Annotated in this window: 16 protein-coding genes; 8 read left to right on the top strand and 8 right to left on the bottom strand. The window is 64.3% G+C overall.

Annotated features, from left to right (window positions below; translation table 11 throughout):
• Nucleotides 1–3: 3 nt before the first annotated feature.
• From KM031_RS02410 to ssb, 7 genes are all read right to left on the bottom strand, one after another.
• Nucleotides 4–1,188 (bottom strand): cytochrome P450, encoded by a 1,185-nt coding sequence (locus tag KM031_RS02410; protein ID WP_215507909.1) that lies wholly within the window; start codon nt 1,186–1,188, stop codon nt 4–6.
• A 2-nt stretch (nt 1,189–1,190) separates the two neighbouring features.
• Nucleotides 1,191–2,099 carry an EamA family transporter gene (locus KM031_RS02405; protein ID WP_215507907.1) on the bottom strand — a complete coding sequence of 303 codons (909 nt, stop codon included), beginning with the start codon at nt 2,097–2,099 and terminating at the stop codon, nt 1,191–1,193.
• A 52-nt stretch (nt 2,100–2,151) separates the two neighbouring features.
• Nucleotides 2,152–2,895, bottom strand: coding sequence for a triose-phosphate isomerase (gene tpiA / locus KM031_RS02400; protein ID WP_215507906.1), 744 nt, complete (start codon nt 2,893–2,895; stop codon nt 2,152–2,154).
• A 79-nt stretch (nt 2,896–2,974) separates the two neighbouring features.
• On the bottom strand, nt 2,975–3,334 hold the full coding sequence (locus KM031_RS02395) for a HesB/IscA family protein (RefSeq protein WP_215507904.1): 360 nt from the start codon (nt 3,332–3,334) through the stop codon (nt 2,975–2,977).
• A 66-nt stretch (nt 3,335–3,400) separates the two neighbouring features.
• A complete protein-coding gene (locus KM031_RS02390; RefSeq protein WP_215507902.1) occupies nt 3,401–3,763 on the bottom strand; it encodes an SUF system Fe-S cluster assembly protein in 363 nt (120 codons plus the stop codon).
• A 60-nt stretch (nt 3,764–3,823) separates the two neighbouring features.
• Nucleotides 3,824–4,783: an acyltransferase family protein gene (locus tag KM031_RS02385; RefSeq protein WP_215507901.1), complete on the bottom strand. Its 960-nt coding sequence runs from the start codon at nt 4,781–4,783 to the stop codon at nt 3,824–3,826.
• Nucleotides 4,784–4,805: 22 nt separating this feature from the next.
• On the bottom strand, nt 4,806–5,387 hold the full coding sequence (gene ssb, locus KM031_RS02380) for a single-stranded DNA-binding protein (protein ID WP_215507900.1): 582 nt from the start codon (nt 5,385–5,387) through the stop codon (nt 4,806–4,808).
• 237 nt (nt 5,388–5,624) lie between these two features.
• Between ssb and KM031_RS02375 the strand changes: the two genes are divergently transcribed.
• The 4 genes from KM031_RS02375 to KM031_RS02360 all read left to right on the top strand — a co-directional run bounded on the left by KM031_RS02375 (nt 5,625) and on the right by KM031_RS02360 (nt 7,737).
• The gene (locus tag KM031_RS02375; RefSeq protein ID WP_215507899.1) at nt 5,625–5,873 is read left to right on the top strand and encodes a PepSY domain-containing protein; all 249 of its coding nucleotides are present in this window, start codon (nt 5,625–5,627) and stop codon (nt 5,871–5,873) included.
• Nucleotides 5,874–5,944: 71 nt separating this feature from the next.
• On the top strand, nt 5,945–6,472 hold the full coding sequence (locus KM031_RS02370) for a cytochrome b/b6 domain-containing protein (protein WP_215507898.1): 528 nt from the start codon (nt 5,945–5,947) through the stop codon (nt 6,470–6,472).
• Between the two features lie 12 nt (nt 6,473–6,484).
• Nucleotides 6,485–7,054: a helix-turn-helix transcriptional regulator gene (locus tag KM031_RS02365; protein ID WP_215507897.1), complete on the top strand. Its 570-nt coding sequence runs from the start codon at nt 6,485–6,487 to the stop codon at nt 7,052–7,054.
• 77 nt (nt 7,055–7,131) lie between these two features.
• Nucleotides 7,132–7,737: a lytic transglycosylase domain-containing protein gene (locus KM031_RS02360; protein WP_215507896.1), complete on the top strand. Its 606-nt coding sequence runs from the start codon at nt 7,132–7,134 to the stop codon at nt 7,735–7,737.
• A 58-nt stretch (nt 7,738–7,795) separates the two neighbouring features.
• Here the strand turns inward: KM031_RS02360 and serS are convergent, their stop codons facing one another.
• Nucleotides 7,796–9,088 carry a serine--tRNA ligase gene (gene serS, locus KM031_RS02355; protein ID WP_215507914.1) on the bottom strand — a complete coding sequence of 431 codons (1,293 nt, stop codon included), beginning with the start codon at nt 9,086–9,088 and terminating at the stop codon, nt 7,796–7,798.
• A gap of 266 nt (nt 9,089–9,354) precedes the next feature.
• Here serS and yajC point away from each other — a divergent pair, with 266 nt between their 5' ends.
• The 4 genes from yajC to KM031_RS02335 are packed head-to-tail and all read left to right on the top strand — an operon-like array spanning nt 9,355 to nt 12,745.
• Nucleotides 9,355–9,684 carry a preprotein translocase subunit YajC gene (yajC, locus tag KM031_RS02350; RefSeq protein WP_215507893.1) on the top strand — a complete coding sequence of 110 codons (330 nt, stop codon included), beginning with the start codon at nt 9,355–9,357 and terminating at the stop codon, nt 9,682–9,684.
• A gap of 35 nt (nt 9,685–9,719) precedes the next feature.
• The gene (gene secD / locus KM031_RS02345) at nt 9,720–11,387 is read left to right on the top strand and encodes a protein translocase subunit SecD (protein ID WP_215507891.1); all 1,668 of its coding nucleotides are present in this window, start codon (nt 9,720–9,722) and stop codon (nt 11,385–11,387) included.
• A gap of 13 nt (nt 11,388–11,400) precedes the next feature.
• Nucleotides 11,401–12,381: a protein translocase subunit SecF gene (gene secF / locus KM031_RS02340; RefSeq protein WP_215507889.1), complete on the top strand. Its 981-nt coding sequence runs from the start codon at nt 11,401–11,403 to the stop codon at nt 12,379–12,381.
• A 10-nt stretch (nt 12,382–12,391) separates the two neighbouring features.
• The gene (locus KM031_RS02335) at nt 12,392–12,745 is read left to right on the top strand and encodes an Mth938-like domain-containing protein (protein ID WP_215507887.1); all 354 of its coding nucleotides are present in this window, start codon (nt 12,392–12,394) and stop codon (nt 12,743–12,745) included.
• The last annotated feature ends 92 nt before the right edge of the window (nt 12,746–12,837 follow it).

Here is a 12,837-nt window from a genome sequence, read left to right as displayed (position 1 = left end):
GCACTAATCCGCGCGCACCATCAGCCGTTCCAGCCCGTGAAAATGATAGACATCGCCATAGCGCGGCGGTTCGGTCAGGCGCAGGGCGGGTTTGTGGCGGAACAGGATCGGCAGGGCGATTTGCAGCTCCAGCCGGGCCAGCGGCGCGCCGACGCAGAAATGGATGCCCGCGCCAAAGCTGGTATTGGCCTTGCCCACCCGTGCCGGATCGAAGCGCGCTGCATCGGCATAGGTCTGCGGATCGCGGTTGGCCGCCGCCAGCAGCAGCGCCACTTCGGATCCTTTCGGCAGGGTGGTGCCCATCACCTCCACATCCTCATAGACATGGCGGGTGAACATATGCAGCGGCGGATCAAAGCGCAGGATTTCCTCGACCGTGGCCTCGATCCGCTCGGGCGCGAGGGCGCTGGCCGCGGTGGCGGTTTCCAGCAGGGTTTTCACACCATTGCCAAAGCTGTGCACCGTGGCCTCATGCCCGGCATTCAGCAGCAGGATGCAGGTGGTGATCAGCTCGTCGGTGCTGAGCTTCTCGCCCGCCTCCTCGGCGGCAATCAGCGCGGTGATCAGATCGTCGCGCGGATCGTGGCGGCGCTGGTCGACATAGCGGCGCATGAAGGCCACGAAGCTTTCGGTCGCCGCCACCGCCGCATCCTCGCGCGCGCGGTCGCGCCCGGCCATATACATGCCGACCATCGCATTGGACCAGCGCAGCAGGTCGTCGCCCATTTCTTCGGGCACGCCCAGCAGGCGCGCGATCACGACCACCGGCAGGCGCTGGCCGAAATGCCTGAGCAGGTCAAATTCGCCATCGGGCAGGGTTTCGGCCAGATGGTCGCACAGGGCGGTGATTTCGGGCGCGAGGGCGGCAATCCGGCGCGAGGTGAAGGCGCGCAGCACAAGGCTGCGCAGGCGGGTGTGGCGGGGCGGCTCCAGCTCCAGCATGGAATGGGCCTCGACCGCGTAGAACGGTTTCAGATGATCGGGGATCGCCTGCTGCTTTTCGGGCGGAATTTCCCGCCCCAGCCGCCGGTCGCGGAACAGGGCGCTGACTGCCGCATAAGAGGTGGTGCAGGTCAGCCCATAATCCTGCCAGTGGAAGAACGGCCCCGCCGCGCGGGCGCGTTCATAGAACGGATAGGGGTTCTGCACGAAGGCGGGATCCAGCGGCGATTGCGAAAGGGTCTGCATGGTCACTCCGTGGCAGGTCGGGCGGGGCGGCTCTGGGCGATCAGCACGCCCGCCCCGACGATGGTGGCCCCAAGGGCCTGAATCCAGTTCCAGGGCTGGCCCAGCAGGAACAGGAAGATCATCACATAAAACGGTGCGGCATTCATGTGCAGCGAGGCAAGGCCGATGCCCAGATGGCCCACCGAGGCGATCCACAGGATCTGACACAGCGCGATGCCCACCAGAGAAAAGACCGCCAGAGCCAGGGCCTCGCGCATCCCCAGGGCGGCCCAGTCGGGGCCGGGGGCGCCGAAGGCGGCGGCCAGCAGCGCGCCTGCCGTGGTGGCGATGGCCGCCCCCGCCATTGTCAGGCTGCACCGGCCCAGCGGCGTCATGTCGGGCAGGCCGGTGACTGTGAGCCGCGAGCCGAACGTATAGGCGAGGATCGAGCCGAAGGCACAGAGCGCGCCAAAGCCCAGATGAAAGCCGCCCATGCCCTCGGCATAGGCCAGCAGCCCGCCCGCCAGCGACAGCAGCACCCCCAGCACCAGCAGCAGGGTCAGGCGGCGGCCATCCAGCACACATTCGATGGCAATGCCGATCACCGGCATGGTGGCCGAAATCACCGCCACGGTGACGGCCCCGGTGATCGCCTGTGCCACCACCAGCAGAAACCCGGCAAGCCCCAGCATCAGGCTGCCGATGGCGATGCCGCGGCCCCAGGGCGCGTGGCGCAGCGCACTCCAGCCCTCAACCGCCAGCCAGACCGGCAGCAAGGCCAGCGCGGCAAGGCCGAGCCGCATCGCCGTCAGCGGCAGGGGCGGCACCGGCCCGATCAGGTATTCGGCGGCGGGCAGGCCCATCGCCCAGACCAGCATGGACAGCAGGCACAGGCTATTGGCCTTGAGCGGCGACATATCGGTGACTTTCATGGGGAGATACCGCGCAAAGGGCCGGTCTGGCCCCTTGCGTGCCAAGAGGGGATCAGGCGGCGGCGAGGGCGGCGACAATCGCCCCGAAATCGGCGGCTTTCAGGCTCGCCCCGCCGACCAGAGCGCCATCGACATGCGGCACCGCAAAAATCTCGGCGGCGTTGGAGGGTTTGACAGACCCGCCATAAAGCAGCCGCATCCCGGCTGCGGCCTGACCAAAGCGCGCGGTCAGGCGCGCGCGCAGAAAGCCATGCACCTCGGCAATTTCAGACAGGGTGGGGGTGCGGCCGGTGCCGATGGCCCAGACCGGCTCATAGGCGATGACCACGGTGTCGGGCGTGGCCGCATCGGGCACCGATCCGGCCAGTTGCGTGCCGATCACATCCAGCGTGGTGCCGGCATCCCGCTCGGCCTCGGTTTCGCCGACACAGATCACCGCGATCAGACCCGCCACCAGCGCGGCCACGGCCTTGGCATTCACAAGACTGTCGGTTTCGCCATGATCGGCGCGGCGTTCGGAATGGCCAAGGATCACATGGCTTGCGCCTGCATCCACCAGCATCGCCGCAGCAATGTCGCCGGTATGGGCACCCGAGGCAGCAGCATGGCAATCCTGCCCGCCGATCCGCAGCGCCGTGCCGCGTGCCAGATCGGCCATGCGCGACATCAGCGTGGCAGGCGGGCACAGCAGCATGTCGCAGGCCGGGGCGGGATGGGCAGCCAGAAGCGCCTGCACCTCGGCCAGGGCGGCGGCGGTGCCATTCATCTTCCAGTTTCCGGCGGCAAGTTTGCGCATCTCAGTCCTCCCATGGATCGGGGCTGTTATGCCATTGCGCCGCGCGCGGGAAAAGGTGCAACCGCCCGCGGCGGCGCGTTTACTGCGCCGGTTGGTCTTTGAACTTGATGGATTCGCCGCAGCCGCAGGCTTCGGACACATTGGGATTGTTGAATTTGAACCCGGACTCCAGCGCGGAAATCTGATAGTCGATTTCCGTGCCGAACAGGAACATCTGCGCCATCGGTGCAATCATCACCCGCGCGCCATCCTGTTCCACCAGTTCATCCATCGGATTCACGTCCGAGACGTAATCCATGGTATATTCCATGCCCGCACAGCCACCCTTCTTGATGCCGATGCGCAGGCCCTGGCTGTCCTGCTTCGCCATCAGCCGCGCAATCTGCCGGGCGGCGGCGGGGGTAAGCGTGACGGCCTGTTTGCCGGGGATGCCGAACATGGAGCAATTCCTTTTGTTATGGCGTAAAGATAGGTTTTTACGCCGCCCCGCTCAAGGGGGGGCCGATCACATGAATCCCAGCTCCAGCCGGGCTTCATCGGACATCATGTTCATGCCCCAGGGCGGATCGAAGGTCATCTGCACATTCACCGATTTCACCCCGGCCAGCGGCTCCACCGCATCGGCCACCCAGCCGGGCATCTCGCCCGCCACGGGACATCCCGGCGCGGTCAGCGTCATGATGATCTCGATCTCGTTTTCGGTGCCGATCTCGATGGTGTAGATCAGGCCCAGATCAAAGATGTTCACCGGGATTTCCGGGTCGAACACGGTGCGGCAAGCATCGACCACGCTGTCGTAAAGGGGATGATCGGTGGTTGACGGTTTGATGAGGGGGGTGCCCTCGATCGTGTCCTGAGCCTGGGTCATTTCGGTCTCGCTGGGTTAGTTGAGAGATTATATAGGAAATCCCGGCCCCAAGGTCCAGTGTCACAGAAGTTTTCGTGTCAGTCCCGCCCGACGGATCATCCAGGTCCCCGCAACCGCCCCCGCGACGGTCAGCGCATAGACGGCGGGGCGCTGCAATTCGGTGTGACGGAACAGCATCGCGCAGATCGCCACATGGATGAAATAGATGCCACTGGCGTAATCACCCGCCGCCCGGCTTTGCGCGATGCCCGGCCATTTCAGCGCGGCCAGTGCCAGCATCGGAGCCGCCAGCCCAAGGCTGAGCATGGTGTCATGCGCGACGCCGCGCGGCGCAACATGATGCAGGAACAGCGATTCTGCCAGGATCAGCACCGATCCCAGCGCCGCCAACGTCAGCGCCAGCCGCAGGCTGATGTGATCGGCCAGCGAGTCGCGCCGGATCAGATAGCCCGCCAGCAGGAAGGGCAGGCACAGGAACAGCGCATTGCGGTTGGGTTTCAGCGTATCACCGAACACCGCCTTGTTCACCGTGATCAGCTCCCAGGCGATGGCATAGGTGATGGCGATGCCACACAGAAACGTGATGGCCATCAGCCCCCACATCGCGCGCGCCGACCAGTGCCTGAGCAGCGTCACCAGCGCCGCCGCCATGGCCATGCCCGACAGATACCACAGATGCCAGAAGCCAAAGACCAGCATCTTGACCCGTTCGACCATGCTCTGCCCCGAGAACATGCCCCAATAGACCGGCAGATACAGCAGCATCCAGATTGCATAAAGCTGCACCGCGCGTTTGACATAAAGCCAGGGACGGCCCGCCTCGACGGCGGCGTGCAGAAAATAGCCGTTGAAGATCAGGAACACCGGCACGCCCAGCCGGAACAGACCGTCGCCGGTCAACAGGATCGCCGTCCGCCCCAAGGGGACGAACGGGTTGGCGTGTATCCCCACCACCATCAGCGCAAGGCCGAGCTTCAGAAGGTCGATGGCGCGGTTGCGGCCGGTGGTGGGGGTGGTCATGCGAAAAATCCGTCAGCCCGGCTCAGAACGGGATTTCGTCGTCCATGTCGTTGCGGCCACCTGCCGCCGCGCCGCCGCCAAAGCCGCCGCCTGCGCTGCCACGACCGGCGCCGCCGCCGTAACCGCCGCCTGCGCCACCCCGGCTGCCGCCGCCGCCGCCCGAGCCGCCTTCGTAATCGCCGCCGCCATAGCCGCCGCCCTGGTCATCACCATAGCCGCCTGCCGCACCGCCGCCCGCGCCACCGCCTTCACCGCGGCCATCCAGCAGCGTCAGCTCGCCCCGATACGGGCGCAGCACGATTTCGGTGGTGTAGCGGTCCTGGCCGGATTGATCCTGCCATTTCCGCGTTTCCAGCGCGCCCTCGATATAGACCTTGGAACCTTTGCGCAGATATTGTTCGGCGATCTTGGCCAGCGGTTCCGAAAAGATGGCGACGGAATGCCATTCGGTGCGCTCCTTGCGCTCGCCCGAATTGCGGTCGCGCCAGGTTTCCGAGGTGGCGATGCGCAGGTTCACCACCTTGCCGCCATTCTGAAAGCTGCGCACTTCCGGGTCACGCCCCAGATTGCCGACGATGATGACCTTGTTGACCGAACCCGCCATGGATGCCCCCGATTCTTGTTTGCAGGCAAGGCGCGCCCGCTTTTGGCAAAACGATGATTGACCGCACCTATACCGGGGGCAGAGCGCGCGGGCAACGGCCCCGACGCGTCTGCAACTGCGGGGCTAGAGCGGTCATCTGCGCCTTTGCGCCGATGGTGGCAGGCCGGGCAGGGCGGCATATCCGGCTTATCCCGCCGCAACCGGATGGCGGGCAACCCTCCGAAAAGGATGTTCCCGATGAAATCGCTTTCCCTCCTCACCGTTGCTTTCCTTGCCCTGTCGGCCCCGCTGGCCTTCGCCTCGGGCGACAACATCGACGCCGCGCTGAAAGACAAGGTGACGGCAGAGATGACCGCGCAGGGCTATGAGGTCCGCAAGATCGACAGCGAAGACGGCATGATCGAGGTCTACGCCGTGAAAGACGGCAAGACCTACGAACTCTATCTCGACGCGCAGCTGAAAATCGTGAAGTCGAAAACCGAATAAGCCGCACAGCACCCGGCCTTCGGGCCGGGTGCGTCCCCTCTGTTTCAGCCCGCTTTTGTCAGGATGTCGCCATGCGCCGCACCATATTTGTCTGGGACGCCTTCGTGCGCCTGTTTCACTGGTCGCTGGTTGCGGCCTTTACCGCCAATGCCTTTTTCACCGAGGACGAATCGTCGCTGCACCGCTATGTCGGATATACCGTGCTGGCGCTGGTGATCGCGCGCGTGGTCTGGGGCCTGTTCGGCAGCCGCCATGCCCGGTTCAGTGACTTTCCGCCCGATCCCGCCGCCGCTGTCGGCCAATTGGCCGAAATGGCCACCGGGCGCCGCCATGCCCATGCGGGCCATTCGCCGCTGGGCGCGCTGATGATCTACAACCTGCTGGCGACGCTGCTGGTGATCGGCATCTCGGGGTATATGATGACCACGCTTGCGTTTTTCGGCATCGAATGGGTCGAGGAACTGCACGAAGCCGCCGTGCTCTGGGCCGAAGCCTCGGTTGTTCTGCATATCGCGGCGGTGGTGTTTGAATCGCGTCGGCTCGGGATCAACCTTCCCCGATCCATGGTGACAGGCTACAAGACCCTTCCCGAGGATTGAGCCGGAGCCGAGATGACCCAGCCCCCCGCCACACCCAAGCCCGATCGCCGCCAGATCGGGCTGACCGCGCTGATCCTGTTCCAATGCGCCTGTGTGCTGTTTTTCGTGGCGGATGTAATCGAGGATGTCCGCATCGCCGGATGGGACACGCTGCATGACGGGCATATCCTGCCAGAGATTGGGGCGACGCTGGGCATCATTCTGGGAATTGCGTTTGAAATCCGCTATTTGATGCGCCTTCTTCGCAAACAGGCGCATCTGGAGCGTCAGATGAGCGTGGCCGCCGGCGCGTTGAACGAGGTGATGGAGGGTTATTTCCGCGAGTGGAAGCTGACGCCATCGGAGCAGGACATCGCGGCCTTCACCATCAAGGGCTATGCGATTGCCGAAATCGCGGTGTTCCGTGGCTCGGCCGAGGCGACGGTCAAGACGCATCTGAACGCGATCTATCGCAAGGCCGGGGTCAGCGGCCGAGGGCAACTGGTCTCGCTTCTGATCGAGGATCTGCTCCGCGCGCCGCTGATGGGCGAGAAGCCGCCGATACCCGCAGCCGCCAAGGAACCGACCGCCGAGGCCGGTTGAGCCGGTGGCGAAAGGCTCTGGCGAAAGAGCCTGAAATCCGTATAGTCGCGGCTTGTGGATTTTCCAAAGGGTGGCGGATGCGTCGCACGGTTGTTTTCATCACTCTGTTGGCCGGTTTGGCCACGGTGGGCAGCGCAGGGGCCGAAGGGCTCAAGCTGTCCGGGTCCAGCAAATCGCGGTCCTTGCTGTTCAAATCGCAAACCTCGCTGCTGGATGGCCGGTTGGCCAAGCAATATTCCGGCTCGACCCGGCTGATGCCAAAACCGCCCATGATCGAAGAGGCCAGCGCCGTCTCGGCCCCGCGCTATCGCGGGCGTTACAAGGGCGAGTTTCTGGAGGTCGCCAAGTCCATGGCGCGCAAACATGGCGTGCCCGAAGATCTGTTCCTGCGGCTGGTGCAGCAGGAAAGCGGCTGGAACGCGGGGGCGGTGTCGCCCAAGGGCGCGACCGGGCTGGCGCAGCTGATGCCCGGCACCGCAAAGCTGCTGCGGGTGGACATCAACGACCCGCATCAGAATCTTGAGGGCGGCGCGCGCTATCTGTCTATGATGTATAACAAATTCGGCAGCTGGCGTCTGGCGCTGGCCGCCTATAACGCCGGTCCGCAGGCGGTGGAAAAACACAGTGGCATCCCGCCCTATGCTGAAACCAAGAATTACGTGAAGGTCATTCTGGGCGGCTGAAGGTCGTCCGACAAGATCTTGATACGGAAAGAAAAAGGGGCCTTGCGGCCCCTTTCGTTCATTCCATGGTGCCGGTGGCGCTGATCCGGGTCTTGCCGCCCAGATAGGGGTGCAGCGCGGCGGGCAGATCGACCGAGCCGTCGGCCTGCTGGCCGTTTTCCAGCACCGCGATCAGGCAGCGCCCCACCGCAAGGCCGGAGCCGTTGAGCGTATGCACGAACTCGGGCTTGCCCCCGCCCGCCGGGCGGAAGCGCGCGTTCATCCGGCGGGCCTGAAAATCGCCACAGACCGAAACGGAGCTGATCTCGCGGTAGGTGTTCTGGCCCGGCAGCCAGACCTCGAGGTCATGCGTCTTGGTGGCGCCGAACCCCATGTCGCCGCTGCACAGAACCACGGTGCGATAGGGCAGGCCGAGCTTTTCAAGGATCGCTTCGGCGCATTTGGTCATGCGGTCATGTTCGGCAAGGCTGGTCTCGGGCGTGGTGATCGACACCATTTCCACCTTTTCGAACTGGTGCTGGCGCAACATGCCGGTGGTATCGCGCCCCGCCGACCCGGCTTCGGAGCGGAAGCACTGGGTATGTGCGGTCATGCGGATCGGAAGCTGGCCTTCGTCGAGCAGATCCCCGGCGACGGTATTGGTCAGCGTCACCTCGGAGGTCGGCACCAGCCACCAGCCATTGGTGGTCTGATAGCTGTCTTCCGCGAATTTCGGCAATTGGTTGGTGCCATACATTGCCTCTTCCTTGACCAGAACCGGGGTCCAGGTCTCGGTCAGGCCATGGTCGGTGATATGGGTGTCCAGCATGAACTGCGCCAGAGCGCGATGCACCCGGATCACCGCCCCGCGCAGCACCACGAATCGCGACCCCGACAGTTTGGCGGCGGTGGCGAAATCCATGCCGGGCTGCACACCCGCAATGTCGAAATGTTCCTTCGGCGCAAAGTCGAAGGCACGCGGCGTGCCCCAGCGGCGGATCTCGACGTTATCGGCCTCGTCCTTGCCATCGGGCACCGTGTCCAGCGGCAGATTCGGGATGCGCAGCAGCAGGTCGCGCAGCTTCACATCTTCGGCATCGGCCTCAGCGGTCAGCGCGGCAATCTCGGCCTTCTTTTCGGCCACCAGCGCGCGCAGCCGTTCAAATTCGGCGTCATCGCCCTTGGCCTTGGCAGCGCCCACCTGTTTGGAGGCGGCATTCTGGGCGGCCTGCGCGGTTTCTGCGGCAAGGATGCGGGCGCGGCGTGCCTCGTCCACGGCCAACACCTCTGACGCCATCGACGACAGGCCCCGGCGTGCCAGAGCGGCATCGAAAGCGGCTGGGTTTTCGCGGATGGCGCGGATGTCGTGCATGATCTCACCTTTGGTTGCAGGTGCCTTCATATGCAACATCAGGGGGGCGGGGTGAAGGGAAAAGGCGCGCAGCACGGGCCTTGCGCCCGCGAACATGGCCCAAAGGGCAGGGGATTTGCGCTTTGCCCCTTGGTACGCCACATCCGCGCCCCTATCTGCAGCGCAAGCTGCGGGCCCTCTGCCTTGCCATCATGCAGGCCCGCAGATAGGGTGCGCCACCAAATTGCCGGGGTTCCCGGTGCCAAGACGACGAAAGAGGATACCCCATGTTCGCAACTCCCGCCTTCGCTCAGGCTGCCGGTGCCGGTGGCGCCGCCAGCGCCTTCACCAGCTTCGTGCCGCTGATCCTGATTTTTGCCATCATGTATTTCCTGCTGATCCGTCCGCAGCAGAAAAAGGTGAAAGAGCATAAAGCCATGGTCGAGCAGCTGCGCCGGGGCGATCAGGTGCTGACGCAGGGCGGCATCCTCGGCAAGGTGGTCAAGGTGCATGAGGATGGCATCCTCGAGGTGGAGATTGCCGAAGGTGTGAAAGTGCGCACCCCGCGCAGCACCATCGCCCAGGTCATGAGCAAGACCGAGCCCGCCACCGCCTGAGCGCGGCCCCCTACTCCGAATGACGGAATGTCGACATGACGCAGACCCCGCTGTGGAAAAGCCTGCTGATCTGGGGGCTTGTGCTTCTCGGGTTGGCTTTCGCCGCGCCGAACCTGTTCTACGAGCGGGTCGAAAGACACAATGACGCTGCCGCCGCGGTGGAAGCCGCTGGCGGCACCGTGCTGCCGGAACAGCAGGCGGCGCTGGATCTCTGGCCCGACTGGCTGCCCTCGTCTCTGGTGCCGCTGGGGCTCGATCTGCGCGGCGGGGCGCATCTGCTGGCCGAGGTGAAGGTGGCGGATGTCTATGCCGCCCGCATTGATGCGATGTGGCCCGAAGTGCGCGACAGCCTGCGCGATGTGCGCGATCAGGTCGGCAATGTGCGGCGTCAGCCCTCGGTCGACGGGGTGCTGCGCGTCACCATCTCCAATCCCGCAGGTATGGCGGTCGCGCTGGAAAAGGTGCGCGCGCTGGCGACCCCGGTTGTCAGCCTGACCGGCATCGGCTCCAATGATATTGATGTCAGCGCCGAAGGCAGTGACATCGTGGTGCAACTGTCGCCCGCCGAACGGGTGGCGACGGATCAGCGCACCATCCAGCAAAGCCTTGAGATCATCCGCCGCCGGGTGGATGAGGTGGGCACCCGCGAACCGACGATCCAGCGTCAGGGCGAGGACCGCATCCTGATTCAGGTGCCGGGCATCGGATCGGCGGCGGAACTGAAATCGCTGATCGGCACCACGGCCAAGCTGACCTTCCACCCGGTTGTCAGCCGCACGGCGGATGCAGGGGCCACGCCCGGCCCGCGCAATCTGCTGCTGCCCGCGATGAACGAGGCCAATACCTATTACGTGGTGGAGCAGACCCCGGTGGTGACCGGCGAAGAGCTGACCAATGCGCAGCCCGCCTTCGACCAGAACGGCACGCCCGCAGTGGAGTTTCAGTTCGATGCCACCGGCGCCCGCAAGTTTGGCGATTATACCGCCAACAACATCGGCAAACCCTTTGCCATCGTGCTGGACAGCGAGGTGATTTCGGCCCCGGTGATCCAGAGCCATATTCCCGGCGGGCGTGGCATCATCACCGGCAGTTTCACTGTCGAGGAAAGCACCGAACTCGCCGTGCTGCTGCGCGCAGGCGCGCTGCCCGCCGAGATGACCTTTCTGGAAGAGCGCACCATCGGCCCGGAACTGGGGCAGGACAGCATTGATGCGGGCCAGATGGCGGCCATCGTAGGGGCGGGGCTTGTCGCGCTTTACATGATTGCCAGCTACGGGCTGTTTGGCATGTTCTCGGTACTGGCTCTGGGCATCAACATCGCGCTGATCTTTGCCATCCTGTCGATCATCGGGGCAACGCTGACGCTGCCCGGCATCGCGGGGATCGTGCTGACCATGGGCATGGCGGTGGATGCCAATGTGCTGATCTATGAACGGGTCCGCGAAGAATTGCGTGAGGGGCGGTCGCCCGGTGCGGCGATTGACATCGGGTTCGGCAAGGCGCTGTCTGCGATCATGGACAGCAACGTCACCGGCATGATTACCGCCATCATCATGTTCGTGATCGGGGCGGGCCCGGTGCGGGGCTTTGCGGTGACGACCGGGGTGGGGATCATCACCTCGATGTTCACCGCCGTTTACGTCACGCGTGCCATCGTCAATCTCTATATCCGGTGGCGTCGCCCCCGGACGATCATCGTGTGAGGAGGAGCGGGCAATGGCGTTTCGTCTGAAACTGGTTCCGACCAAAACCAATATCGACTTCTTCAAATGGCAATACATCACCTTCGGCACGTCGGTCGTGTTGGTGGTGCTGTCGCTGCTGTCCGTCGCCGTGCTGGGGTTGAACTTCGGCATCGACTTCAAGGGCGGCACCACGATCCGCACCGAAAGCACGCAGGCGGTGGATGTCGGGGAATACCGGCAGGCGCTGGAAGGCCTTGACCTTGGTGAAGTGTCGATCACCGAAGTGTTCGACCCCTCGTTCCGCGCCGATCAGCATGTGGCGATGCTGCGCATCTCGCCGCAGGAGGGCAGCGAGGCGGTGACGCCCGAGGTGATCGAGACGATGGAAACCGCCCTGCGCGCCGTCGACCCGGCGATCACCTTTCCGTCGGTGGAATCGGTGGGGCCGAAAGTCTCGTCCGAGCTGATCTGGTCGGCGTTGATCGCGGTTCTGACCGGCTCTGCCGGGATCTGGATCTATATCTGGCTGCGCTTTGAATGGCAGTTCGCCATCGGCACCGTGGCGGCCCTGGTGCATGACGTGATCGTGACGGTCGGCGTGTTTTCGGTGTTCCAGCTGAAATTCGATCTGACCATCGTGGCAGCACTGCTGACCATTCTGGGCTATTCGGTGAACGACACGGTGGTGATTTTCGACAGGCTTCGCGAGAACCTGTTGAAATACAAGGCAATGCCGCTGCGCGACCTGATGAACCTGACCACGAATGAAACGCTGTCGCGCACCATCATGACGGCGACGACCACGGCGATTGCGCTGACCGCGCTGTTGATCTTTGGCGGCGATGTGATCCGCGGGTTTGTGTTCGCCATGTTGTTCGGGGTGTTCATCGGCTGTTATTCGACGCTCTATGTAGCCAAGAACATCGTGCTGATGCTGGGCCTTGATCGCAGCGACAAGCCGAAGAAAGAAGGCGCGAAGCCGGATCACGAATTCGCCAATATCGACGCCTGAGGAGCGCGCCATGCAATTGACCGAGATCACTTATGCGGAAGCCCAGCCGGTCGAGGGCTATGGCCCCGGCTTTTTCCGCATCGGTGGCACGGTGCTGCATGGGCCCTGCCTAATCACCCCCTGGGCGGCAGGTGGCTGGGGCGGGCTGGCGGATGCCGACCCGATCCTGGCGCTGGCCGGGCGGATCGACGTGTTGTTTCTGGGCATGGGCGCCGAGATCGCCCATGCGCCGCTGCCCTTCCGCAGCACGCTGGAAGCGGCGGATATCGGGGTGGAGGTCATGTCTTCTCCCGCTGCCTGCCGCACTTATAACGTGCTGCTGAGCGAGGGTCGGCGCATCGCGCTGGCGGTTCTGCCGGTCTGAGCGCGCCTGCGCCTTTGCCCGGCGGGATGTCGGGATGACCGTCGTGGCTGTGAGTATTTTTGCAAAATGCAAGTTGCAGGGGGGCGCGTGTG

Origin of the sequence: Gemmobacter fulvus, from assembly GCF_018798885.1 — a bacterium.
GTDB lineage: Bacteria > Pseudomonadota > Alphaproteobacteria > Rhodobacterales > Rhodobacteraceae > Gemmobacter > Gemmobacter fulvus.
Note: the sequence above shows the minus strand (reverse complement) of the source record. Positions and strands in the feature narration are given on the sequence as shown.